Here is a 25,255-nt window from a genome sequence, read left to right on the forward strand (position 1 = left end):
ACCGCAGTCCGCGTTCTACCTCACCCACCCCACCGGGCGCTGATGGTCCGGCTCGCCGCACTCGCGAGGACTACGCCATGCAACTCGATCTCGCTCGAACGCGATTTACGCTCTCCGCTTGCGCGCGGGGGTTCGGATTGGCATTCGCGCTCGCGACCGCCGCGCCCGTGTTCGCGGCCCCGCCAGTTGAAGCCGAGGAGCGAAAGGCCGTCATCGGGCAACCCGCGACCGTCGAGGCGTTCCCGCAGACTGTGGCGCTCAACGGCGTGCGCGACGCCCGCCAGCTCGTCGTCAGCGGCAAGTACGGTGACGGGTCGGTGCGCGACTTGACCGGTGTCGTTGAACTGAAGGTCGAGCCGGCCGATGTGGTCGAACTACAAGAGGGCGGGTACCTGCGCCCGAAGAAGAACGGTTCGGCGACCGTTACCGTCAACGCGAGCGGCAAAGAGGTCCGCGTGGCGGTGACCGTTACGGGAATGGAGAAGGCCGTCCCGGTCAGCTTCCGCCGCGACGTGATCGCCGCGATGAACGTGGGCGGGTGCAACATGGGCGCGTGTCACGGCACGCCGAGCGGCAAGAACGGCTTCAAGCTCTCGCTCCGCGGGTTCGACCCGGCCGCGGACTTCCTGCAACTCACGCGCGAACAGTTCGGGCGCCGCACCGGGAAGCACGACCCGGAACAGAGCCTCCTGTTGCTCAAGGGCGTGGGCCGCGTTCCGCACGAGGGCGGTCAACGGTTCGGCGCCACGAGCGTGCCGGGCGAAGTGGTAACGGCGTGGCTCGCGGAAGGGTTGAAGGACGACGCGCCGACATTGCCGGCCGTGAAGAAGATCGAAGTCACCCCGCCGGCGCGCCTGCTGAAAGCGCCGAGCAAGTGGCAGCAACTGGGCGTCGTTGTCACGTTCGCCGATGATTCCAAGCGCGACGTGACCCGGCTCACGAACTTCAGCAGCAGCGACCCGTCCATTGCGGACGTCACGCCGACCGGGATGGTCGAGTTCAAGCGCTCGGGCGAGGTCGCGATCCTGTGCCGGTACCTCGAAGAACTGGTCGCGGTGCGCATCACCTATCTCGAACCCCGCGACGGGTTCGTGTGGCCCAACCCGCCCGAAACGAACTTCGTCGATACGCACACGTTCGCCAAGCTCAAGCAGATGAGCATCGCGCCCTCCGAGTTGAGCGAGGAGCACGAGTTCGTGCGCCGGGCGTACCTCGACTGCATCGGTCGGATGCCCACCACCGACGAGGCGAAAGCCTTCCTCGCCGACAAGGACGCGAAGAAGCGCGACAAGCTCATTGATGCGCTCGTTGACACGCCGGAGTTCGCGGATTTCTGGGCACTCAAGTGGGCCGACGTGCTCCGCAGCAGCCGCAAGACGATTCAGGTGAAGGGCAGCTACGGGATGCAGGCGTGGCTCCGCGGGCACTTCCTGAAGAACACGCCGATGGACAAGATCGTGCAGGAGGTCATCACCGCCAACGGGAACTCGTACTCGAACCCGCCCGCGAACTACTACCGCATTGCGAAAGACCCGACCGCGCTCGCGGAGACCACCGCGCAACTGTTCCTCGGCGTGCGGATGCAGTGCGCCAAGTGCCACAACCACCCGTTCGAGCGCTGGAGCCAGGACGACTACTACGGCATGGCCGCGTGGTTCGCCCGCGTGCGGACCAAGCCGGAACCGACCATCGGTGCCAAGCCGCCGGGTGGTGCAGTAACCGCGGAAGTGATCTTCACCGCGCGCGACGGCGAGGTGAATCAACCGCGCACCGGCAAGCAGATGAAGCCGCGCTACATCGGCACGGGCGACGCGGACGTGAAGCCGGGCGAGGACCGGCGCGCGGTGCTGGCCGTGTGGCTCACTTCTTCGGAGAACGCGTTCTTCGGCAAGTCGGTGGCGAACCGCGTGTGGTTCCACTTGATGGGTAAAGGGATCGTGGACCCGGTGGACGACTTCCGCGACTCCAACCCGTCGTGCAACGACGAATTACTCGATGCACTGGCGAAGGACTTCGCCAAGAACAAGTTCGATATGAAAGTGCTAGTCAAGACCATCATGAAGTCGCGGACATACCAGCTCTCCGCGCAGCCGAACGACTCGAACCGCGACGACGGCAAGTATTTCTCGCACGCAGTCACGAAGTTGCTCACGGCCGAACAACTGCTGGACGCGATCTGCGACTTCACCGCGATGCCGGAGAAGTTCGCGGGCCTGCCCGCCGGCACGCGGGCGATTCAGCTCCCCGATGGCGAAGTGAACCACCCGTTCTTGAAGGCGTTCGGCCAACCGGCCCGCGAACTGGCGTGTGAGTGCGAGCGCGAGAGCGACGGGAACCTCGCCCAGGCGCTGCAACTGATTAACGGCCCGACCGTGAACGAAAAGGTGCGCGGGGCGAACAACCGGCTCGGTAAGTTGCTCGCCGCGAAGACGAAGGACGATGAGATCCTGAGCGAACTGTACTTCGCCGCCCTCGGGCGCGCCCCGTTCGCCGACGAGAAGCAGATCGCGCTGGACCACGTTGCCAAGCGCGACGACAAGCGCAAGGCGTGGGAAGACCTGGTCTGGGCGCTCGTAAACACCCGCGAGTTCCTCTTCCGGCATTAACAGCCGGATCGAGTAGCCAGCGCCGTCGGAGTGCGGAACCGGTGCCATCGGTTTCGCGCCCCGATGGCGCGCCACCTGATGTGAAAGCCGCCGATGGCCGATGAGCCGGTTGTCTGGATCGAAGCGGAGTCGTCGGACATGGCCCGCGCGATCATGGCGGCTCAGTCCACATTTCCAGAATTCGCGCGGCATGCGGAACTCGAACACTTCCGAATCGTGCCCGCGTTCGGGCTAGTCGCGATCAAGGCATTTTTTCCCGATCCGGCGCGACTGACGCGCGGGGAACACATGTTCGTGACGGACATCTTCACGAACGGCCGATCCGTTACGGGTACGCTCGCCAGTGACCCGAGCGACCTGCCCGGCTTGGCCGCGGGCCAAGAAGTCACCTTTCCGATCGCGAACGTGAGCGACTGGTTCCTCGTTCTCGGCAGACGGGGAATCGGCGGCTTCACCACAGACGTTCTCAAGAAACACGTGACGGCGGCAGAGCGCGCCGGGTTTGAGAGCCAGGAGCCGCTCGTATGGTATCAGCACCGCGGTGAGGACGGTGCGAGTGCGGAACTCGCCGCCGCACCTGTCTGTACCGCGTGCGGCATGCCCGATCTGGTTGCGCGTGCGCACCGCACCGGCGCGTGCGAGTTGTGCGCCGGCGGTGGCGTTCGCTGTGATTGCTCTGGTTGCGGCGCGCCCCTGTTCCGCTACCCGGACGCACCCCGCGAGTGCCACCACTGCTTGGTCACAAGTCGCAAGTAGATGAGATGAGTACCGTTCCTTCCCGCGCCGAGACTTGACATGCGCTCCCTGTCGTTCGTTGCCCTTCTCGCCTTCGCTCACCACGCGCCCGGGGCCGATCCGAAACCGCTGGAATTCAAACTCACGTTCGACAAGTCCGCGTGCGACGGGCCGTTCACCGGGCGCGTGTACGTGACGCTCCGCGCGAACCCCGCCTCTCCTCCGGTGGGCATGAACTGGTTCAAGCCCGAGCCGGGACTCGCGAAGGACGTGAAGGGCTGGAAGCCCGGCGAACCGCTCGTGCTCGATGCGAAGGTCGTTGCTTATCCCGCGCCGCTCGCGGACCTCAAACCCGGGAAGTATTACGTCAGTGCCGTGATGGACCGCGATCTGGGCGGGATCGACTTCCTCGGTTCGCCCGGCAACGTGTACGCAAAGACGGTGCAACTCGACCTCGACCCGAAAGCGTCCGGCACCGTCGAGCTAAAACTCGATCAGGTGGTCAAGGGGCGCGAGTTCAAGGAAACGGACACGGTCAAGCTCGTTGAGATCGAGAGCAAGCTGCTGAGCAAGTTTCACGGCAAGCCGATGAGCCTGCGCGGGGGCGTGGTGCTCCCGCCGTCGTTCGCGAAGGAGCCGAACCGCAAGTACCCGGTTGTGTACGAAGTGCCCGGATTCGGCGGGAACCACTTCGGGGCGCTCGGTGCGGCGGCGCGCAAGGCGTGGGACGTGAACGGCACCGAGATGATCTGGGTGGTCCTCGATCCGAACTGCCGACTCGGGCATCACGTGTTTGCGGACTCGGCGAACAACGGACCGGTCGGCCGAGCACTCGTGGAGGAACTGATTCCTCACCTCGAAAAGACGTATCGCGGGGTCGGAACGCGGTTCGCGACCGGGCACTCGTCGGGCGGGTGGAGCAGCTTGTGGCTCCAAGTCGCGTACCCGGACACGTTCGCCGGGTGCTGGTCCACCGCGCCGGACCCGGTCGATTTCCGCGACTTCCAGCTCGTGGACGTCTACGCGAAGGGCGTGAACGTCTTCACCGACGCGGACGGGAAGCCGCGCCCGCTCGCCCACACGAACGGTAAGCCGATGCTGTTCTTCAAGCCGTTCTCGGACATGGAAGAGTACATGACCCGCGGCGGGCAACTCGGCTCGTTTGAAGCGGTCTTCAGCCCGGGCGGGGCCGACGGCCGTCCCCTACACTTGTGGGACCGCACGACGGGCGCCGTTGACCCGAAGGTCGCGAGGGCATGGGAGAACTACGACGTCCGACTCGTTCTGGAGCGCAACTGGAAAACACTCGGCCCGAAGCTCGGCGGCAAAATTCACGTCTACATGGGCGACGAGGACACGTTCTACCTCGACGGCGCCACGCGCCTGCTCAAGCAGTCACTCGCGGCACTTAAGAGCGACGCGGTGGTGGAACTGTTCCCCAAGCGGAACCACGGGAACCTCGTCGACGCCGCGCTCCGGAAGCGGATGAACGAGGAGATGGCGGCCGCGTACCGCAAGGGCGAACGGGCCGGACGGTAGGGCGGGCGCGCCGAATCGCCCCGGGCACGTTCGTTCCAATTTGAGTTTTGCCGTTGGGTCGGGGTGAACTAGAATCCGAGGGTACGTGACCCGGCCGTTACGTGCCCGCCGGACCCCAAACGTGCCCGACTCGACGAACGATACCTTCCGAGCGATCTTCGATCTGCTCCCCACGCCCGTGGTCGGCTTCGACCGCGACGGGCGCCACACGTTCGTGAACCCCGCCGGGTGCCGCATGATCGGCCGCCCCCCGGACCGGTTACTCGGCCTGAAGGTCACGGAGGTCGGGCTGCCGCCGGAACTCGCGGCCGAAATCGATGCGAACCTGGAGCGCGTCTGTACATCGGGCGAGCCGTACTCGCACTCGCTGCAGTTCCCGTCCCCGGCCGGCCCCGTGGCCCTGTTCGTGAACCTCACCGCGCTGCCCGGCGGTGCGGGGGTGCTCGCGACCGCGACCGACATCACCGCCCAGTCCCGCGCCGAGTGCGCCCTGCGCGAGAGCGAGGAACGGTACCGCAATGTCGTCGAGGATCAGACGGAGGTCGTGTGCCGGTTCCGCCCGGACGGGACCATCACGTTCGTCAACGACGTGTACTGCCACGTGTTCGGGATGCGCGCCGATGAGCTGCTCGGGCACCACTGGCAGCCGATCGCCCACCCGGACGACCGCGCGCACATCGAGGCCGAACTCGCGACGATGGCGCCGACCAATCCGGTGGTCCGGATCGAGAACCGTTTGAGGGACGGGGCCGGGCGGATGCGCTGGATGGAGTTCGTGAACCGCGGGTTCTACGCGCCGGGCGGCGAACTGGTCGAGGTGCAGGCGGTCGGCCGGGACGTGACCGATCGCCGGGCCGCGGAGGACGCGCGGCGCGAACTGGAGGCCGACCTGCGGGCGAAGGAGCAGCAGCAAAAGTACGAGCGGCAGTTGCTCCAGTCGCAGAAGCTCGAGAGCCTCGGGGTGCTGGCCGGGGGGATCGCGCACGACTTCAACAACCTGCTCACCGCGATGCTCGGGTACGCCTCGCTGAGCCGGATGCGGCTCCCCCCGAACGACCCGATCGGCGAGGACCTGAAGCGGATCGAGTCCGCGGCCCAGCGCGCGGCCGAACTGTGCCAGCAGATGCTCGCCTACGCGGGGCGCGGGCAGTTCGTCGTTCACCCGGTCGATCTGAACGCCCTCACCCAGGAGATGAGCCAGCTCCTGGCGACGGCGCTCTCGAAGCGGGCCGTTCTCAAGTACAATCTAACGATCGGGCTCCCATCGGTTCAGGCCGACCCGACCCAACTCCGGCAAATCGTGATGAACCTCATCACCAATGCGTCGGACGCGATCGAACCACGGAGCGGGGTCATCACGCTGACCACCGGGCTGATCGACGCGGACGCGCGGTACCTGGCCGAGATCCAGGCCGTGGAGGAACTCGTACCGGGCCGGTACGTGTACCTCGAAGTGTCCGATACCGGGTGCGGGATGACCGACGACGTGCGGGCGAAAATCTTCGACCCGTTCTTCACGACCAAATTCACCGGGCGCGGGTTGGGGTTGGCCGCCGTGCAGGGCATCGCTCGTGCCCACAAGGGCGCGATCAAAGTGTACTCACAGTTGGGTAAGGGGACCACGTTCAAGGTGCTCTTCCCGGCCCTCGATCACCCCGGCGCGGCGCCCGCGCCCGCCCCGGTGCTCCCGGCGCTGGCCGGGCGCGGGCGCCGGGTGCTCGTGGTGGACGACGAAGAAGACGTACAAGTGTTCGCCCGCAAGATACTCGAGCTCGTCGGGTTCGCGGTGACGGTCGCCCGCGACGGGCGCGCCGGGGTCGAGGCGTTCGCCGCCGAGCCGCACGAGTTCGTTCTCGTGCTGCTCGACCTGACCATGCCGCGGCTCGGCGGCGCGGAAGCGTACCGCGAGATGCGGCGCCTGCGGGCGGACGCCCGCGTGGTCCTCACCAGCGGGTTCGCCGCGCAAGAGGCGACGTCCGGGTTCGAGGGGAAGGGGTTGGCCGGGTTCCTGCGCAAGCCGTTCCGGGCCGACGAGCTGTTAAAGATCGTACTCGATGCCGTCGGGTCGTAGTTCGGAACGCCCGGAGGAGGTCGTTATGAGTTTCGCCGACCGGGTCCGGCGCGAGCGGGCGGGCAACGTGTTCCTCGTGCGCGGGAACGATTCGACCGGGCGCGCGGCGTGGTACTTCCTGTTGGTCGATCCGGCGAAGCGGACCGCGTTCCAGCGGGCGTCCGCGGGCGAACTCGAACTGAACGCCTACGGGCGCATCATCGCGTCCGGTTACGGTGCCGGCCCGCCCGCCGCCGTGCGCGCACGTATGAGGACCGAGTACGGCTTCACCGGTGAGTAACCGGGCCGGAACGACCACCGTCACACATTTCGTAATTCGCGCGCCCCGGGCCGCGCCGCGGGTGGTATCATCCGGCCGGTGCCCGATTCTCTCCCCCTGCCAGGAACCCTTCAACATGCGCTGCTTCGTTCCGCTACTGCTCGTGCTCGCTTCCAATGTCGCGATCGGTCAAGAAAAGAAACCCGCTGCCCCGAAAGAGGCCCCGGTCGTGAAGCCCCACGAGGGGAAGAGCGAGACGATCAAACTCTTCGACGGCAAAACCCTCGACGGCTGGGAGGGCTATTCCGATCTGTGGTCGGTCAAGGACGGTATCATCGTCGCGAAGAACACGGACCCGCTGAAGTTCAGCACGTACCTGCTGACGAAGAACAAGTACACCGACTTCCGGCTCACGTTCGCGTCGAAGCTGGTCACGTCCGAAATGCACTCCGGCGTGTGCTTCTGGGGCGTAGTGAAGCCGGACGTGAGCAAAGACCCGGAGAAGGACCGCACGAAGCACACCTACGCGGGGCACCTGGTCATGTTCCCGTCCGGGTACGGGATGTACGACCTGTTCGGGCGCAACAGCCTCCCGGTGGACGGCGGACCGGCGAAGAAGGTTGGCAAGCAGCACGACTGGAACGACATCGAGATTCTGGCCCAGGGGAACCGCGTCCGCGTCGCGGTCAACGGTACCGCGGTCGTGGACTGGCGCGACCCGCTCCCGGACCGTATCAAGGAAGCCCCGATCGGCCTCCAGTTGCACTCGAACACGGTGCCGCAAGAGGTCCAGTTCAAGGGACTTGTGCTGGAAACCTTCCCGAAGGAAGACAAACTGATCACCGTGAAGTGACGCGAACCAACCGGTACCGTCGGCGGGATCGCCGAATCGATCTCAAAAACGTCCACAGAACCCGATGTTCATTCGGGTTCACGTTTTGCACCGGCCGATCTCTGTGGTACCCTTAACCGCGCGAGACCCGGCCGTCACATTTCATGTCATCCTCCGTCCCACGCCCGACGATCGGGATCGCGCCACGGCCGCCCACTATGACCGCTCCCCCGCTCGCCGTGCCCGACGACCGGTTCCACTATTTCAGTCGGGCCGCTGCCGTCGCCGCCGTCGCGATCAGTGCGATCGTTTTAACCGGGTGGGCATTCGACGTTCACACCCTTACGACGTTCTTGCCCGGCCTCGGCGTCATGAAAGCCAACACCGCCAGTGGGTTCCTGGCAACCGGAATTGCCTTGTTTCTTTCCGTTTCTGGCGGAACGTATCAGTGGACGGGGCGGTTGGCGGCCGTGCTCGTTGTGGCCCTCGGGCTCCTGACCCTCTCGCAGTACTTGGCCGATACCGAACTCGGAATCGACCAGTTGCTCGCCCCAGTCGGCCCCGCCTACCCCCCGTCTCCCCACCCGGGCCGAATGGCGCCGGCCACCGCCACGAGTTTCGTCCTGCTCGGGTTGGCCCTCCTGCTCCTCGACGCGCCTCCCGTTCGGGGGCTGACGCCCGCGCACCTGCCGGCCCTGTTGGTCGCCGCCCTCGCGCTGATTGTCCTCGCTGGCTACGCCTACGGGGTGACGGCCCTGTACCGCGTCCGGCCGTTCTCCGCCGTGTCCGCGCACGCCGCCGGTACGTTCTTGTTGCTGGCCCTCGGCGTTCTCGCCGCGCGCCCGCGCCGGGGGGTCGTGGCGGTGGTCGCGAGCGGGACCGCGGGCGGGCTCGTCATCCGCCGACAACTGCCCCTGGCCGCGGTGGGCCTGTTCGCGCTCGGCTGGGTGCGGTTGGCGGGCGAGCGGGCCGGGTACTACGACACCGCGTTCGGTTTGGCACTCATGGTGGTGTCGGCCGGTGCCCTGTTCACGGCCCTCGTGGTCTGGACCGGGCTGACCGTTCACGCCCTCGACTGGCGGCTGCGGGGCGCCGAGGAGGAGGCCCGCGAGCGCGCCGAGGTGCTCCGGGCGGTGATGGGGAGCGCGCCCGACGCGGTCATCACGGTGGACCGGCACGGCGTCATCCGGTCCGCGAACCCGGCGGCGGACCGGACGTTCGGGTACACGGAGGGCGAACTCGTCGGGCGCCCGATGAAGGAACTGGTGGCGGCCCCGCTCTGCGCGAACGGCACGGGGGCGCCGGCCGAGAACGCGATCGGGCGCGAGGTCGAGGGCCGGCGGCGCAACGGGTCGACGTTCCCCGCCGAACTGTCGGTGGCCGCGTTCCAGTTGGGGGGCGCTGCGCACTCCACAGTCGTGGTGCGCGACGCGACCGCGCGCAAGAAGCTCGAAGAGCAGTTCCGGCAGGCCCAGAAAATGGAAGCCGTGGGGCGGTTGGCGGGCGGGGTCGCGCACGACTTCAATAACCTACTCACGATCATTAACGGGTACTGCGAAGTGCTCCTCACGGCGCGGCCCCACACGAACTCGGACCGTGTAGCGGCGGAGGCGATCCGGGACGCCGGGGACCGGGCGGCGGGCCTGACGCGGCAACTGCTGACGTTCAGCCGCAAGGCGATCGTCGAACCGCAGGTCCTGGACCTCAACGAGGTGGTCACCCGGTCGGCGAAACTGCTCGGCCGGCTGATCGGCGCGGACGTGACCCTGGCCACCGCCCCGTCCCCCGACCTCGCGCCCGTGCGGGCGGACCTGAACCAGCTCGAGCAGGTCGTCATGAACCTGGCGGTGAACGCGCGGGACGCGATGCCGCACGGGGGGCGGTTGACGATCGAAACGCGGAACGTGCGCCTGGGCGAGGCGGACGTGCCCGCGTACCCGGACCTCGTGCCCGGGCGGTACGTTCAGTTGGCGGTTTCCGACACCGGCGAGGGGATGACGGACGAGGTGAAGGCGCGGGTGTTCGAGCCGTTCTTCACCACGAAGGCCACGGGCCGGGGGACGGGGTTGGGGCTGGCGATGGTGTACGGGGTGGTTCAGACCCACGGCGGGCACGTCGGCGTGTACAGTGAAGTGGGCGTGGGTACGACGTTCAAAATCCTGCTCCCGGCGACGACGGAGGCCCGGCCCGGGAACCGACCGGACGAGCAGGCGCCGGTCGCGCGGGGCACGGAGACGGTGCTGGTGGCGGAGGACGAGGACGGGGTCCGGCGGCTCGCCCGGCTGAGCCTCGAGCGCCAGGGGTACAAGGTTCTGGAAGCGACGAACGGGGCGGAGGCGATCGCGGTGGCGGCCGCGTACCCGGGGGCGATCCACATTCTGGTGACCGACGTGGTGATGCCCGGGGGGGCCAACGGGCGCACCGCGGCCGAGGCGATCCGCGCGCAGCGCCCGGACCTGAAGGTGCTCTACGTGAGCGGGTACACGGACGACGCGGTGGTCCGGCACGGGATCGTCGCAGCGACCGACGCCTTCTTACAGAAGCCTTTTACCCCGCAGTCCCTGGCACGCAAGGTGCGGACCGTCCTCGACGGGAGCGGCTGAGGGTGCGATCAGGACTTACCAAGCAGCAGATCGATCACCCAACAACCTCGGACGTGTGGCCCGTCCGAACGGCAGTGGTTCAAGATGTCGGCGTTCTCGCACCCGGCGTCCTGAAGTGCGTCCGCCAGAATCGGCAGGCGGTCGAAGGCACGGTCTTCGTAGATGCCGGTGGCGAGGGCCAGGACGGTGGATGTGAACCAAGCGGGATTGGCGACCGCAGGGCGGAATGGGTTGCCGAAGATGCACCGGAGGCTCTGTGATTCTAAGGCCCGTGCCTGTGACGGGTGAGCCTGAGTCCTTCTGATAACGACGGTTGCCCACCAGTGTGGTGCCGGGTTGAAAACTTCAAAGTCGAAGGCACCGAACATGCGAATCAACTGAGACAAATCCTCCCTCCCGCCGATGACCTCCTCCGTAATGGTGTCGATCTCCTGATACCACTCGTCGTCTGCAGCCATTTCGTCAGACCAGTGGTGGACTGCAAAGAGAATTAGCTTTCTATCGCTCGCATTCCCTTTCAGGAACTCCAGTATCTGCGTCGGATCGGTGCTGGTCAGCCACTCTTGTTCGGTCACAGGCGTTCCCTCTGGTCCTAGCGCGGTCGGTTCCGCAGTTTACCATCACCGCGCACGAACCAGGAGTCCGCATGTCCGAGCCGACGACGCCCTATATCGCCGTACAAGTCCCGATGATGCCCCGCGACACGAACCGGCACGGGACCATCTTCGGCGGCGTGCTGCTGTCGTACATCGACTTGGCCGGAGCGATCACCGCCCAGCGCGAATTGCAGCTCCGAGGTGGGAACCCGAAGGCGTCGTTCGTTACAGTCGCGATCAACCGCGTCGAGTTCAAGAAGCCGGTACTCGTCGGGGACGTGGTGCGGTTCGAGACGTCCGTGGTGCGGGTCGGGCGCACGTCAATGACCGTTCACATCGAGGTTTACGCCGAGCGTGGCGCGGACACGATTCACGTGACCTCCGCGGAAGGGGTGTTCGTCGGCGTGGACCTGTCTACCCCCGAGCGCAAGCCGGTGGAACTGTTCCCGCAAGCGTGAACGGCGAACCCGCCGCTCTTGTGAGTAGGTTCGTCGTTCACCTTGTTCCGTCGCGCTGAGACACGTATACAAACTGTTGTTCGCGCACTGCCGAAATACGGGGCCGCACAATGAGTTTTTCCTCGTTCCACCTCTACTTCGACGACCTGGAAGTGGGCCAGGAGTGGACGTCCGGTGGGCGCACGGTCACGGACGCGGACATCGTGAACTTTGCCGGGTTCAGCGGCGACTTCAACCCGATCCACATCGACCACGAGTTCGCCAAGGGCACGCCGTTCCGCCGGCCCATCGCGCACGGGTTCGCGGTCTTCTGCATCGCCAGCGGCCTGGGCATCATCGCGCCGCCGGTCCGCACGATCGCGATGCTCCGGGTCAGCGGGTGGAACTTCAGCCTGCCGGTGTTCATCGGCGATACCATCCACAACGTGAGCCGCGTCAAGGAAAAGACGGTGCGCGGGCGGGGCCGCCGCGGGGAAGTGCTCTGGCACCGGTCCATCATCAACCAGGACGGCAAAGTGGTGCAGGACGGCGAGGTGATTACGCTCGTCGAGTGCCGCACCCCGGCCCGCGAAGCCGCCGCCCGCGAATCGGAACCGACCCCCGCATCGAACAACTGACCGAGCGGAGCTCGGGGCCGGGAATGGGGAAGCGGGCACACGAACTCGAACCTTCTACGCGCTTCTCGTATCCTTGCATTTGGTCTTCCGTTCCGAGTTTCGACGGCTCCGCACCGCCATGACAGTTCGCACACGCTTCGCGCCCAGCCCGACGGGCTACCTGCACATCGGGGGCGTTCGCACCGCCCTCTTCAACTGGCTGTACGCCCGGCGCCACGGGGGCCAGTTCGTCCTCCGCATCGATGACACCGACGCGGCCCGCAACCGCGCCGAAGCCGTGAAGCCCATCCTCGATGGGTTCGACTGGCTCGGCATGGACTGGGACGAAGGGCCGACGAAGGATGCGAGCGGCGACAGCTTCGGTCCGCACAAACCGTACTTCCAGAGCCAGCGCAACGACAGGTACGTCGCGGCCGCGATGAAACTGATGGCCGAGGGCAAGGCGTACCCGGACTACACCACGCAGGCGGAGCAGGACAGCCGGCGCGACCTCGCGAAGCGGTTGAAACAGGCGTATGTGCATCGCGGCAGCAACCGCGACGTGCCGCCGGAGGAGAACCTGCGCCAGTACAAGGAGAAGCCGGCCGCGATCCTACTGAAGGTGCCGACCGGCGAGAAGGTGGTCTTCGACGATCACGTTCGCAGCGACAGGAAGGACGACGGCGAGAAGAAGAACGCGCTTCTTGTGCCACTGGAGTTCAGTACCGACACACTTCGCGACGTGACTTTGCTCCGCGAGCCTGACGCGAGCGGTGTGCCGCGCGCCGTCTACCCATTCGCCACGGTCGTGGACGAGATCGATTTCGGCATCACGCACGTCATTCGTGCCGAGGAACACCTCACGAATACGCCGCCGCAGATTCTGATTTACAAGGCGATGGGTGCAAACGTGCCGGAGTTCGCGCACCTCCCGCTTGTCAACAGCATCAACCCGGTGACGAAGAAGAGCGAGAAGATGAGTAAGCGGAACCAACCACCGCTTTCCGAGTACGAGATCGCCGCGTTGAAAGCGTGTGGATGGTCCGATGACGAGATCAAGGGCCGAGACGACCTGAACCTCAGTACGCTGGCATATTACCGCGCCCTCGGCTACTTGCCGGCCGCAGTCATGAACTACCTCGTGCGCCTCGGTTGGTCGCTGGACGCTGAGAGTGAGTTCATCCCGCTCGATGTAGTGCTGAAGAACTTCAGTCTCGACCGCGTGACGAAAGCGCCCGGCAACTTCGACGCGAAGAAGCTCATGTGGCTCCAGGGCGAGTACATGAAGTTGCTCTCGCCGGTGGAGAAACTGGAGCGAGCACTGCCGCACCTGCGCCGCGCGCGACTCGTGAGCGATTCGGTCGATCCCGCAGCGCGTGCTCTTCTCCTGAAGATCGCGGAAACCGCGGCGGATCGCATCAAGCTGTTGTCCGACTTCGTGTTTTACGCGGCCCCGCTCCTGAAGGACGTGCCGGAATACAACCCGAAGGCGGTCGCCGACAAGCTCGCGAAGCCCGGCGTCGCGGACCGGCTCCGCGGGTTCGCGGACGAACTCCGTGCCCTGGAGCCGTTCGATGCGCCGACGATCCTGGCGTCGTTCATGGGCTTCGCGACCAAACTCGGTGTGAAGCCCAAGGATCTCGACGGCCCGGTTCGGGTCGCGGTGACGGGCGAGACGACCGGCTTCAGCTTGCCGGAAACGCTCGCGCTCCTCGGGCGCGATAAGGTGCTGGCGCGGATTGAGAGCGCCATCAAGATGACGTAAAATGAGTAGAGGAGGGCGGGAATGGTCACACCGATGTTACGCGAACTCGCGGGACCGTTTCCCCCCTTCTTTTGGTTCGAGGAGCCGGGGTTCCTCTTCGAGCGCGGCGTTCGGCATTTAATCGATGCCTGGGACCAGGTTTGCCGTCAGGCGCTTCAGCGCGCTTCGGCCGAGGATCTGCAGGCCGCGCGCGACGACTACCAAGCGGTACTCACGGGGCACCTCAAAGTTCTCGACGGTTACTCGGTGCTGCTGAGCCGATTCCCGGGCGAGTACCCGCACGCGGAACTCGCGGACCGCCTACCGCGGCTCCGCGACCGACTCCAAGAACACTACGACTTTCTCTTCCCGCGCTGGCAAACGCTCGAAGACCTCGAAGCGATCCTGCTCGAGCGGGTTTCGCTCCCGAACGACCAACTCAAGACACTGGCCGCGAAGAACCCGCCGCCGCCAGCGTGGTACGACGAGGTCACCGACAAACTCGCGACGCCGGAGTAAACCGCCGTGAGTTCGCCCCTCCAGCAAGGTCGGATCGTGTGGGTGGAATTACTCGATCCGCAAGGACGGAACCCGAAGCGGCGCCCGACCGTCGTTCTGACGCCCACTGCCGAAATTCACCCCGAGGGGGAAGTTGTTGTCGCAGCGCTGAGTTCACAGACGGATCAGTCGCCACCGAACGTGTCGGTCGAGGTTCCGTGGCACCGTGACGGCCACCCGCGGACAAAACTGAACCGGCGGAACGTGGTCGTGTGTTCGTGGCTCGTGGTGGTGCCGGTCGCCGCGCTCGGGGCCGGCGATCTGGGCGGGATTGTGCCGTTCGCGGAGATGGCTCGTATCTTGGAGATTGTCCGCGCGATACAAGGTGGCCCGGCGAACCAAACACCCCCAGAGACAGAACCGAATTCATGAAAGAGTTCCACCTGATCGGCCTCGGCAACTCGCTGGTCGATATCCTTCTCGAGCTCAGTGACGCGGAGTTCGGGCCGCTCGCGTTCGAGAAGGGCACCATGCGCCTCACCGAGTACGAGGAGCAGCAAAAGTTGCTCACCGCGTTCCACGGGCGCGAGCCGCGCCTCGTGAGCGGCGGGAGCGTGGCGAACTCGGTCATCGCGTGCTCGCAACTCGGCGGCAAGGGGGCGTTCATCGGGTGCGTCGGCGACGACCGCTACGGCCTCCACTACAGCGAAGAGTTCCGCGAACTGGACATCGATTTCGCGAACCCGCCGCTGGTGGGCGAAACGACCGGCACCTGCGTGAGCATTATCACGCCCGACGCCGAGCGCACGATGCGGACGTGCCTCGCGGTCTCGAGCCACCTCGCCGCGCGCCACGTCCCCGTGGAGAAGATCGCCGCGAGCGAGTGGCTCTTCGTGGAGGGTTACATTTTCGCGAACCCCGCGACCGGTCAACTCGCGATCCGCGAATCGCTCCAGGCGGCGAAGGCGAGCGGAACGAAGGTCGCGCTGACGTGTTCCGACGCCTTCGTTCCGCAAGTGTTCGGCGAAGCGTTCCACGGAGCGCTCAAGCAAAGCGACCTGCTCTTCTGCAACGCGACCGAAGCAATGGCTATTGCGGGCGGGAGCACGGCCGAGGTCGCGTTCGCGAACTTGAAGGGCGTCGTTCCGAACGCGGTCGTCACCGACGGGCCGAACGGCGCGTTCCTCCGGTACCACGGGGCGGAGCACCACGTTCCGGCGTTCGCGTGCAAGCCGATCGACGTGACCGGCGCGGGCGACATGTTCGCGGGATCGTTCCTCTACGGGATCACGCACGGGATCGCCGCGGAGAAGGCGGCCCGCGCCGCGAACTTCCTCGCGATGAAGGTGATTACCCAGATCGGCGCCCGGCTCCACCACGGGGCTCGCGATTACTGGCGCGAGGCGTGTATTTAGCCGCGCGGTTTGTGTTCCGTGTTTGGTACCCAACACGAACGCCCGGCCCGACTTACCCCGAATACGAAACACGAAGCATCACGCACATGGGACGAACGAGAACGTTTATCGGCATCGACATTGGCGACGCGATTCGCGGGAGCGCCGTTGCGCTCCAGAAGGAACTGACGAAAATCAGCGCCGGGGTCAAGTGGACGGCGCCGGAGAGCATGCACATCACACTGCTGTTCCTGGGCGAAGTGGACGACCGCGAACTGCACCCGGTGTGCAAGGCCGTGAAAGCGGTCGCCGCGGGCGAAGCGCCGTTCTCACTCCGGGTATCCGGTGTGGGGGCGTTCCCGAACCCCCGGCGCCCGAAGGTGCTGTGGGGCGGCGTCACCGACGGCGCGGAACCGCTCCAACGGCTGTACACGGCGCTCGAAGAAGAGATGCTGGAACTGGGCTGCTACCGCACGGAGGAGCGCGGGTACACGCCGCACCTCACGCTCGGGCGCATCAACAGCCCGGAAGATGGCGTCGCGCTCGTGGCCGAACTGCCCAAGCGGATGGCGTGGCAGGGCGGGCGGGTCGCGGTCGGTGAGGTGATAGTGTACAGCAGCGAGATGGACCGCGACGGCCCGGTGTACACGGTTATGGGCCGCGCGCCGCTGACGGGAAAGTAGAACCGGGGTCGCGGGTTACGCGGCCCGCCCGTCTTCAACTCCGTGCTCGAGAACGAGCACCTCGGTTCCTTTCACCCGATAATTAATCCCTCAAGTTCCGCACACATTTTCGGTGCGGCTCCTCCCTCGGAAGCCACCGCGCGCTGACCTTTTGGCCGCGCTCGTGCCAACGGCTATACGCAATCTGCACATACATCAAGTCCGCTACCACCCGCGCACACCCGCGCCGGGAGTGGGCTGTTCACCTTCCGCTCCCGGCGCGGGCGAGGTATAACAAGTGAACTCGCTTGTCCGCCCGTTCACTGTTCCGACTCACCAGGACGCCACGAATGGCCCGCTGCTTCTGCCACTTGCACCTGCACACGCACTACAGCATGTTGGACGGGTTCAACCGCATCCCGCCGCTGGTGAAGCAGACAAAAGAACTGGGCATGAACGCGGTCGCCATCACCGACCACGGGAACCTGTACGGCGCCATCGAGTTCTACATGGAGTGCAAGAAGGGCGGCATCAAGCCCATCATCGGGTACGAGGCGTACCTGGCGCCGGGTTCGCGCCTGGAGCGCGACAGCAAAGGCGAACTCGGCTTCTCCACGCACCTCACCCTGCTCGCCAAAAACGAAGCCGGGCTCAAGAACCTCATCAAGCTGTCGAGCATCGCGTACCTGGAAGGGTTCTACCGCAACCCGCGCATCGACAAAGAGATCCTCGAGCAGTACCACGAAGGCATCATGTGCCTGAGCGGGTGCCTGGCGGGCGAGTTCAACCAGTACATCATCAAGGACAAGCCCCACGAGGCCGAGAAGACCGCCAAATGGTTCCGTAAGGTGTTTGGTGAAGACTTCTACATCGAGATCCAGAACAACGGCATCGGGCTCCAGGACCAATGTACCCCGGTGGCCGCGGACATCGCGAACAAGCTCGGCGTGCCGCTCGTGGCCACCGCGGACGCGCACTACCTGTGCTCCGAGGACGCCCAGGCGCACGACGTGCTGTTCTGCATCAACACGCGCCAGATGCACGACCCGCGGAAGAAGAAGTACCCCGAAGAGCGGATGGCGAACCCGTACTTCGTCCGCAGCCCGGAGGACATGTACCGGCTCTTCCCCAACCACCCGGACGCCGTCGCGCGCAGCCAGGAGATCGCGGACAAAGTCGACATCGACATCGACTTCAAGAAGCGCTACTTCCCGGTGTTCGTCACGCCCGACGAGAAGACGCCCGACGCGTACCTGCGCGAGCTGTGCGAACGGGGCATGTACGAACGGTACGGGGCCGAGCCGAGCGAGGCGGTGCGCAAGCGCCTGGACCACGAGCTCGGCATCATCAACAAGATGGGGTTCCCCACTTACTTCCTCGTGGTGTGGGACTTCGTCCGGTTCGCGCGCGAGGAGGGCATCCCGTGTACGGCCCGCGGATCGGGCTGTGGGGCGATCGTTTGCTACCTGTTGTACATGAGCCACGTCTGCCCGCTCGAGTACGACTTGCTGTTCGAGCGGTTCCTCGACCCGAACCGGTCCGAGGCGCCCGACATCGATATCGACTTCTGCCAGGAGCGGCGCGAGCTGGTCATCGACTACGTGAAGCGGAAGTACGGCGTCGAGTCGGTCGCCCAGATCGGCACGTTCGGTACGCTCGCGGCGAAGGCCGCGCTCAAGGACGTGGGGCGCGTGCTGGGGCAGACCCCGGAGCGCATGAACGCGCTGTGCAAGCTCGTCCCGATGAAGGGGGCGATCTCGAAGAGCCTCCAGGAGGCGCTCGACGAGTCGCCGGACTTCAAGCGCGAGTACGACCAGGACCCCTCGATCCGCGAAGTGGTCGACATCGCCCTGAAACTCGAAGGGGCGAACCGCAACGTGGGCACGCACGCGGCCGGCGTGGTGATCGCGAACGGCCCGGTCACGAACTACGTGCCGGTCCAGCGCCCGCCCAAGAAGGGCGACGACAATTCCAGCGACGCGACCACGATGACGACCCAGTGGGAAATGGGCATCCTCGAGAAGGTCGGGCTGCTGAAGATGGACTTCCTGGGGTTGCGCAACCTCACGGTCCTCGACAACTGCGTGAAGCTCATCAAGAAGACCCGCGGTCAGGTCGTGGACCCGATGACGTTCCCGCTCGACGACCCGGAGACGTACCGGCTGCTCCAGCGCGGCGACGCCAAGGGCGTGTTCCAGCTCGAAAGCGAGGGCATCCGCGAGCTCCTGAAGCGGATGAAGCCGGACAACATCCGCGACCTGATCGCGGTGCTCGCGCTGTACCGCCCCGGCCCGCTCGAGGGCGGCATGGTGGACGAGTACGTCGAGTGCAAGAACGGCCGCAAGAAGCCCGAGTACGCGCACCCGATCATGGAAGAGGTGCTGAGCGAGACTTACGGCGTCATGGTGTACCAGGAGCAGATCATGCGGATGTTGAACCGCATGGGGGGCATTGAACTCGCCAAAGCCTATGCGTGCATCAAGGCCATCAGCAAGAAGAACTTCGAGATCATCAACACGCGCAAGGCCGACTTCATTGCGGGCTCGACGCAGCGGGACATGAGCGCGGAAAAGGCCGAAGAAATCTTCGACCTGATCGTGAAGTTCGGCGGCTACGGCTTCAACAAATCACACACCGCGGCCTACGCACAGATCGGGTACCAGACGGCGTACCTGAAGGCCCACTTCACCGCGGAATACATGGCCGCGCTGCTCTCGTCGGAAATCGATGACGGGAACAAGCGCGACGTGTTCATCGACCACATCTCCGACGCACGGAAGCTCGGTATCGATGTGCTCCCGCCGGACGTGAACCGCGGGCTGGCCGACTTCGACGTGCAGCACAACCGCATCATCTTCGGCCTCACGGCCATCAAGGGTTTGGGGCGCGGGGCCGCGCAGGAAATCGTTCGCGCCCGGAACGAGGGCGGGAAGTTCAAGGACTTGTTCGACTTCTGCGAGCGGATCGACCGGCGCATCGTGCAGAAGGGCGCCGTCGAGAAGATGATCCAGGCCGGGGCGTTCGACGTGTTCGGCAGGCGCGCGGCGCACTTCGCGGCGGTCGCGAAGGCGTACCAGGCGGCCGACGAGCGGGCGTCCGAGAAGCGCCGCGGGCAGAAGAGCTTCCTCGATCTGTTCGAGGGCGACGACGGCGCGGACGATGGAGGCGCGAAGCACCACGGGCTACCCGACGTTCCCGAGTGGCCGGAGACGGAGCGCCTCAAGTTCGAGAAAGAGGCGCTCGACTTCTACATTTCGAGCCACCCGCTCGCGCAGCACGACGAGCAGTTGCGCCGGTTCCGCACGCACGATGCGGGCGACCTCGCGAAGGGCGGCAAGAACGGCACCGAGGCCCGCATCGGCGGGATGATTACGAACCTCGACGTGCGCACCGCGAACAAGGGCCGCAACATCGGCCGCAAGTACGCGATGTTCCGCATCGAGGACTTCACCGGGTCCGTGCGCTGCATCATGTGGTCCGACGAGTATTCGCGGTTCAAGGACCAAGTGGACTCGGACACGGTCGCGGTGTTCGAGGGCGTGCTGAACTGGGCCGCGGACCGTGCCGAGCCGGACTTCGCCATCAAGAAGATCATCACGCTCGACGAGGCCCGGGCCGAGTTCACCAAGAGCATGGTGCTGAAACTCGCCTACACCGAGGACGAAGAGACGCTGCGAAAACTGGACGCGGTGAGCCTCATTTTGAAGCGCCATAAGGGGCCGTGCCCGGTGTACATGAACGTCCGCGACCCGAACGGCAAACAGGTGCAGTTGAAGCTCAGTGACGAGTTTCGTGTTAACCCGGCCGCACTGAAGCTCGAAGAACTGGAGATGCTGTTGGGGCCGGGCGCGATCATTTTCTCGCGGTAGGGCACCGGTATGCCGGTTACGGTCGAATTCTTGACGCCCGCCGACTTGCGCGACGTCCTGCGCGGAATGGCTGCGGTGTCCGTTTTGCACGGGGAATGCGACCACACGTTCCGTGTGGTGGGTAGCACCGCGGTGGCTCGATGGGGGGATTTTGCCGGGAACAGTGGCCACTTCCTGTTCCACCCGACCGGGAGCGTGATCCTCGGCTTTGACCACGAGTCACCGATGAGCCCCCACGCGAACACCGGGCGGAACGATTTCCGCGCGTGGCCCGGTGTGTACGAATCGCTCCCCGAGTCGTTGATGGCCGCGATCCGTGCGAACCCCTTCGAGCCCGAGTTCGATCTCCGAGAGGTCACGTTCTGTTTGTGGAATCAGACCGTTACCAAGTGTTGGCAGAAAGGACACATCGAGTACCCGGAACGAGATTACGGGGACGCGGATGGCGAAGGGTACATCCTGGGCTGGCTGTGTAACTATTTCCGCGACTTTGTTGGTGAGTTTCGGGAAACGTACAAATGGGTCTTAGATACGGGAGCCGTTGCGGAGTTGCTTTCGGGTGACGAAATCACGCGCGAGTGCGTCCGGCTATTGGGACCGGATCGCGATTCGGACGCGGTTGTTACGGAACTCGCGGCGATGGGGTTCCGCATCGTCTGAGTCGATGAGCCTTACGCGGTCGGTTCGGAGATGGTGCGAGCGTAGCGCGCGAGGAGCATCTGCACGGCCTGAATCGTTTGCCACTCGGCGAACCCGATCCGCACCTCGGTGCCGTCCTCGTTCGCGTCAATGTTCTCGACGGCCGTGGTCAGCCCCTTGTGCAGATAGTCCAGGATTTCGGCGAGGCGAGCGGCTTGCGACGGTGTGAGTTTCTGCGGGAGCGGCGGGACGTCGTCGTCGAACGCAGTCCACCCGCCCGCCGGGGGCGGGGACGGAGCGACCGTGCGCTGGCTGTCGGCCACCGAGACGCGCCCGGACGCGGCCTGGAGCTCGTCGGCCCGGATCGTTTGCACCTGCCCGCCCGCGTTGTTGGCGGGCACGGCGGCCTTGCGTGCCGCGATCTCTTCCATCGTCCCGAAGAGCAACATGCTCCGGCCGATCGAAACTTGATCGCCGGGGCGCAGGCGCCGGATCTGGACCGCGGTGCCGTTCACCCGCGTGCCGTTCGTACTGTCGAGGTCCGTCAGGATGATGTCGTTGTCTTCGACCTGCACCTTGGCGTGGAACCGGCTGACGCGCTCGTCGTTGAGTCGAAGGCCGTTGCCCTCTTCCCGGCCGATCGTGACGGGGATGGGCAGGTCTTTGTAGACCCGGCCCTTATCGACCCCTTCGAGAACCAGGAAGGTAACGGTGCGCATTGAAAGGATCCTGTGCCAGCGCCCAGACCCGATTAGAAGCGGGAGGCCCGATGGATGTGGTATAGCACAACCAATTCGGGCCGGGCGTAAAAACCACGGATGGGATGTTCGTCCCTACGGGTTATTGTCCGCGTTTCAGGCGGGCGTGTCAATTTCACCGTGGGCACAGCCATTTCAACCCACGGGCCTTCAGAAAACAAGGCTTCACGCGCCGGAATTACGACGTGCCGCACGCGACCTAATCATTCACTTTAAACGACGTGAACATCCGGCGGACGACCGCACTGTCGTGCGCGATGTTTTTCGCCCGGACGCCGTACACGTAGAGCCGCGGGCGCCCGCCCTCGGTCACGAGGATCAGCCACTCGACAACCTTCCCGCGCGGCGAATCCATGTGGACCTCGATCCCCCACGCATTTTTGAACCGGATCTCGGCTTCCTTGGTGACGGTGCCCTCGAGTCGCGCCTTTTCGCGATCCAGTTCGGTCCGAATCGCGGAGGCGGTGAAAACTTTGTCCTTATCGGCCGCGATCGACGCGGCGAACCCCGGGTCCAGGTCGCCCCACGCCAGCCACGCGGTCGAGCGCGTGTACCACCCTTCGGAGGTGAATCGCTTTCCGCCGGTGATCGACTCGGCCGTGCTCGCGCCCGTGTCCTCTTCTGTGGGGCGCCCGGGGAGCAGAACGGAACACGAACCGTCGGGCGGAGTGTACTCTGTCCACCCGCGCTCCGACACGCGCCCGGACCCGTACCCGAGAGCGGCGACCGTCAACCCCATTACCACGACCGTGATCGCCAGCGCCGCAACGATCACGATCGTGACCAGGACGGCGCGCGGTTTCGCGCTTGTGTGCGGCGCGGCGCGGCGCGCCCTCGGCTTCGGGGGCACGTCTTCGTCGAGCGAGAGCGGCCGCGGCTCGACCAACTTCGCGACCGGGATGACGGGCGCCGGCGGTTCCGGTGTGTGGGGCGGACCGGGAGGTGCGAGGGCCGGTTCAACGACCGTAGGTGTCACGGGAAGTGCGGTCACCACGGCCTGGCACCACGGGCACAGGGTCGGCCTGCCGAGCGCTTCGTCGGGCACCTGGAACGGCTTATCGCAACTGGTGCAGTGGACCGGAACGAACATGCGTCGCCCTGTTACTCGGTGGAGCGCGGGCGCGGTGCCCGCTAATACGACGAGAACGCCGACATGATGGGTGATGGTTACACGGGAAATTCGCCGGAACCGCTCCCGCTCGGTCAACGGATCGAGTTCCGGTGGTGCGTTAGCGCAAGAGCTTAGCAGCTTTCACGACGTACTGGGCGCCGCTCCCGACGGTCGCCGCGAGCATCGCCCAGAGCAGCACCCGTTGCACCGGGGTCAGCACCGCGAGCACGTCCGCCGTGCCCGGAAGCGTGTCGAGCCAGCGGATGAGTAGCACGCCGATCAGCACGGCGCACTGGAGCGCCATCTTCAATTTGCCGAACCAGTCCGCGCCGAATTTCTTGCCCGTGGCTTCTACCATTCCGCGGATGCCCGTCACCAGCAACTCGCGGCACACCACCACCGTCACCATCCACGGATCGATGCCGGCGGGCTCCACGGGGATCAGATAAATGAACGTCCCGCACACGAGGACCTTATCGGTCAGCGGATCGAGGTTGCGCCCCACGAGCGTGAGCGGACCGTACTTTCGTGCCCACCACCCGTCCAACCAGTCGGTCGCGGTCGCGACGAGGAAGACGACGAGGCCCGCGAGCCACGCGCCGTGAACAATGCACGCGAACAGCACCACCGCGAGCGGGACGCGGGCGAACGAAAGCAGGTTAGGGGCGTTCAGAAGTGATTCGGGCACGGGAGGCGCGGACATGGGATACCCTATCAACGGCCGAAGCGACGGGCGCGGGATCATTGTCGCGAATGAGAGGAGAAACGACACCGGCCGCAGAGCGCGTCTGCGGCCGGAGTGCGTGGGCGGCTCTTACAACTCAGTCCAGTAACGGCTCACTTGATCGGTTCGATCGGAGGGGGGGCCGGTGCGCCGCGCCCCTTGTCTTTTCCAGTCTTTAGTTCACCGACTGGAGCTGAGGCCGGTTGAGGAGACGTTTTGGGTGAATCCCCGCAACCCGCAAGCACGAGGACCGGTAGGACGAACATTGCGGCGGCCAGAAGTCGACGGATAAACACGGGTAACCACCTCAGGTGCGGAATAAGAACGGTTTAAGGAGGACGGGGCAAAAGAGCCCTGTCCTCCGGGTTGTGATTGATCGTTGGCGGATCAGTTGTTCTCGGTCAGCACGTAGCCGTCGGCGCGACCAGCGATAGCGCGGTAGGCGGCGGTGCTGATGCCTTTACGGAGCCCTCTGACGGAGCCGTCGCCGAACGAGAACAGTACGATCCCTCCAGTGTGGCGGCTCGAGAACGTGTACCATTGGGACGAACTGGCGTCCTGGAGGCCCCACGCGACCGGCATCCCGCTGGCCCCGAACCAGGCCATGTGGAAGTCGCGGGTGATGCCGTTCCCGCCCAGTGTCTCGCCGAAGGCCAGGGTGTTCGATGTGCCGTCGGAGATGTCGGTCAGCTTCGTCTTCGAGTTTACGTAGTAGATGCCGGGGTAGAGGCGGTAACTGTCGTTGGCGAGCCCCATGTAGCCCCCGAGCCCACCCGCACAACCGATGTAGTTACCGGCCCCCGGCTGCCGGGCGGCCATCGTACCGGTCAGATCGTAGATGTAGTCGATGCACACACTACCTGTGTTGAACGTGTTTGTGCAGTTATCGCCTGCGGCGTAGAAGTCGATCATTCCGGACGACGCGTTCTGGTTCGGGTTGTCCGACGGGCACTCGTAGGTCTTGATCTGGACCTGGGTTCCCGGGAGCGGGCCGGTCTGGTTGCCGTCCGAGCTGTACGGAGCCGTGCTGTACGCCCACGGAGCGACAGTCGAGGGCGTCGTAAAGTACGCCTGCGGGAACTGCTTGAATACGTTGTCCTGCTCCATGTAGGGCAGGATGAAGGCCATTGTGCTGGCCTGCGATCCGGGGTACGAGGAATACGTCCCGAAGTTGGTGCCGCCCACGATGCCACCCGTCGGGAGAATCCCGTTCCCCGATTCGTAGTTCATCGCAGCGAGACCAATCTGCTTGAGATTGTTGCTGCACTTCATCCGGGCCGCGGCCTCGCGGACCTTCTGGACGGCGGGGAGCAGCAGTCCAATGAGGATCGCGATAATCGCGATCACCACCAATAACTCGATCAGCGTGAATGCCTGTCGGGAACGTTTCTGCGTGCGCCTCATGGGGCACTCCTCGAGAAAGAGGAACAAAAAATGGAAAATACTCGTCAACGGTTTTGCGAACTTTGGCGCAACTGCGAGTAACTGCGACCTAATACCGTTTAACGAACGAATGAGAGGTATCGCGGCCTCAACGGAACTAAACCGGGTTAGGAAAGAG

At 65.2% G+C, this 25,255-nt stretch carries 21 protein-coding genes; 16 read left to right on the forward strand and 5 right to left on the reverse strand.

The window, feature by feature from the left end; all coding sequences use genetic code 11:
* The first annotated feature begins 77 nt into the window (after window positions 1–77).
* From J8F10_RS27865 to J8F10_RS27895, 7 genes are all read left to right on the forward strand, one after another.
* Entirely contained in the window at window positions 78–2,606 is a 2,529-nt protein-coding gene (locus J8F10_RS27865; RefSeq protein WP_210659593.1) for a DUF1549 and DUF1553 domain-containing protein, read from the forward strand.
* A 93-nt stretch (window positions 2,607–2,699) separates the two neighbouring features.
* Window positions 2,700–3,362, forward strand: coding sequence for a YegJ family protein (locus tag J8F10_RS27870; RefSeq protein WP_210659595.1), 663 nt, complete (start codon window positions 2,700–2,702; stop codon window positions 3,360–3,362).
* A gap of 39 nt (window positions 3,363–3,401) precedes the next feature.
* A complete protein-coding gene (locus J8F10_RS27875) occupies window positions 3,402–4,880 on the forward strand; it encodes an alpha/beta hydrolase-fold protein (protein ID WP_210659598.1) in 1,479 nt (492 codons plus the stop codon).
* A gap of 121 nt (window positions 4,881–5,001) precedes the next feature.
* Entirely contained in the window at window positions 5,002–6,951 is a 1,950-nt protein-coding gene (locus tag J8F10_RS40420; RefSeq protein WP_210659599.1) for a hybrid sensor histidine kinase/response regulator, read from the forward strand.
* 25 nt (window positions 6,952–6,976) lie between these two features.
* Window positions 6,977–7,231, forward strand: a complete 255-nt coding sequence (locus tag J8F10_RS27885; RefSeq protein ID WP_210659602.1) for a hypothetical protein — start codon at window positions 6,977–6,979, stop codon at window positions 7,229–7,231.
* A 115-nt stretch (window positions 7,232–7,346) separates the two neighbouring features.
* Window positions 7,347–8,063, forward strand: a complete 717-nt coding sequence (locus tag J8F10_RS27890) for a 3-keto-disaccharide hydrolase (RefSeq protein ID WP_210659603.1) — start codon at window positions 7,347–7,349, stop codon at window positions 8,061–8,063.
* 197 nt (window positions 8,064–8,260) lie between these two features.
* On the forward strand, window positions 8,261–10,645 hold the full coding sequence (locus J8F10_RS27895; RefSeq protein ID WP_210659605.1) for an ATP-binding protein: 2,385 nt from the start codon (window positions 8,261–8,263) through the stop codon (window positions 10,643–10,645).
* Window positions 10,646–10,653: 8 nt separating this feature from the next.
* Here J8F10_RS27895 and J8F10_RS39325 read toward each other — a convergent pair whose 3' ends face one another.
* The gene (locus J8F10_RS39325; protein WP_246523617.1) at window positions 10,654–11,220 is read right to left on the reverse strand and encodes a hypothetical protein; all 567 of its coding nucleotides are present in this window, start codon (window positions 11,218–11,220) and stop codon (window positions 10,654–10,656) included.
* 71 nt (window positions 11,221–11,291) lie between these two features.
* Here J8F10_RS39325 and J8F10_RS27905 point away from each other — a divergent pair, with 71 nt between their 5' ends.
* The 9 genes from J8F10_RS27905 (at window position 11,292) to J8F10_RS27945 (ending at window position 21,122) form a co-directional block, all read left to right on the forward strand.
* A complete protein-coding gene (locus J8F10_RS27905; RefSeq protein WP_210659607.1) occupies window positions 11,292–11,699 on the forward strand; it encodes an acyl-CoA thioesterase in 408 nt (135 codons plus the stop codon).
* A 110-nt stretch (window positions 11,700–11,809) separates the two neighbouring features.
* The gene (locus J8F10_RS27910; RefSeq protein WP_210659609.1) at window positions 11,810–12,316 is read left to right on the forward strand and encodes a MaoC/PaaZ C-terminal domain-containing protein; all 507 of its coding nucleotides are present in this window, start codon (window positions 11,810–11,812) and stop codon (window positions 12,314–12,316) included.
* A 118-nt stretch (window positions 12,317–12,434) separates the two neighbouring features.
* Window positions 12,435–14,060 carry a glutamate--tRNA ligase gene (locus J8F10_RS27915; protein ID WP_210659610.1) on the forward strand — a complete coding sequence of 542 codons (1,626 nt, stop codon included), beginning with the start codon at window positions 12,435–12,437 and terminating at the stop codon, window positions 14,058–14,060.
* 21 nt (window positions 14,061–14,081) lie between these two features.
* Window positions 14,082–14,558: a hypothetical protein gene (locus tag J8F10_RS27920; RefSeq protein WP_210659612.1), complete on the forward strand. Its 477-nt coding sequence runs from the start codon at window positions 14,082–14,084 to the stop codon at window positions 14,556–14,558.
* A 6-nt stretch (window positions 14,559–14,564) separates the two neighbouring features.
* Complete coding sequence (locus tag J8F10_RS27925; protein WP_210659615.1) at window positions 14,565–14,969, forward strand: type II toxin-antitoxin system PemK/MazF family toxin; 405 nt, start codon at window positions 14,565–14,567, stop codon at window positions 14,967–14,969.
* Complete coding sequence (locus tag J8F10_RS27930; RefSeq protein WP_210659617.1) at window positions 14,966–15,952, forward strand: adenosine kinase; 987 nt, start codon at window positions 14,966–14,968, stop codon at window positions 15,950–15,952. Before J8F10_RS27925 ends, J8F10_RS27930 begins: the two co-directional genes overlap by 4 nt.
* 86 nt (window positions 15,953–16,038) lie before the next feature.
* On the forward strand, window positions 16,039–16,614 hold the full coding sequence (gene thpR / locus J8F10_RS27935; protein WP_210659619.1) for an RNA 2',3'-cyclic phosphodiesterase: 576 nt from the start codon (window positions 16,039–16,041) through the stop codon (window positions 16,612–16,614).
* A gap of 329 nt (window positions 16,615–16,943) precedes the next feature.
* Complete coding sequence (gene dnaE, locus J8F10_RS27940) at window positions 16,944–20,462, forward strand: DNA polymerase III subunit alpha (protein WP_210659621.1); 3,519 nt, start codon at window positions 16,944–16,946, stop codon at window positions 20,460–20,462.
* Between the two features lie 9 nt (window positions 20,463–20,471).
* Window positions 20,472–21,122, forward strand: a complete 651-nt coding sequence (locus J8F10_RS27945) for a hypothetical protein (RefSeq protein ID WP_210659622.1) — start codon at window positions 20,472–20,474, stop codon at window positions 21,120–21,122.
* An 11-nt stretch (window positions 21,123–21,133) separates the two neighbouring features.
* Here the strand turns inward: J8F10_RS27945 and J8F10_RS27950 are convergent, their stop codons facing one another.
* From J8F10_RS27950 to J8F10_RS27965, 4 genes are all read right to left on the reverse strand, one after another.
* Window positions 21,134–21,820 carry an FHA domain-containing protein gene (locus tag J8F10_RS27950; RefSeq protein WP_210659623.1) on the reverse strand — a complete coding sequence of 229 codons (687 nt, stop codon included), beginning with the start codon at window positions 21,818–21,820 and terminating at the stop codon, window positions 21,134–21,136.
* Between the two features lie 238 nt (window positions 21,821–22,058).
* Entirely contained in the window at window positions 22,059–22,949 is an 891-nt protein-coding gene (locus J8F10_RS27955; protein ID WP_210659624.1) for a hypothetical protein, read from the reverse strand.
* A 139-nt stretch (window positions 22,950–23,088) separates the two neighbouring features.
* Window positions 23,089–23,673: a CDP-alcohol phosphatidyltransferase family protein gene (locus J8F10_RS27960; RefSeq protein WP_210659625.1), complete on the reverse strand. Its 585-nt coding sequence runs from the start codon at window positions 23,671–23,673 to the stop codon at window positions 23,089–23,091.
* Window positions 23,674–24,081: 408 nt separating this feature from the next.
* A complete protein-coding gene (locus tag J8F10_RS27965) occupies window positions 24,082–25,098 on the reverse strand; it encodes a DUF1559 family PulG-like putative transporter (protein ID WP_210659626.1) in 1,017 nt (338 codons plus the stop codon).
* Between the last annotated feature and the right edge of the window lie 157 nt (window positions 25,099–25,255).

Origin of the sequence: Gemmata palustris (assembly GCF_017939745.1) — a bacterium.
GTDB lineage: Bacteria > Planctomycetota > Planctomycetia > Gemmatales > Gemmataceae > Gemmata > Gemmata palustris.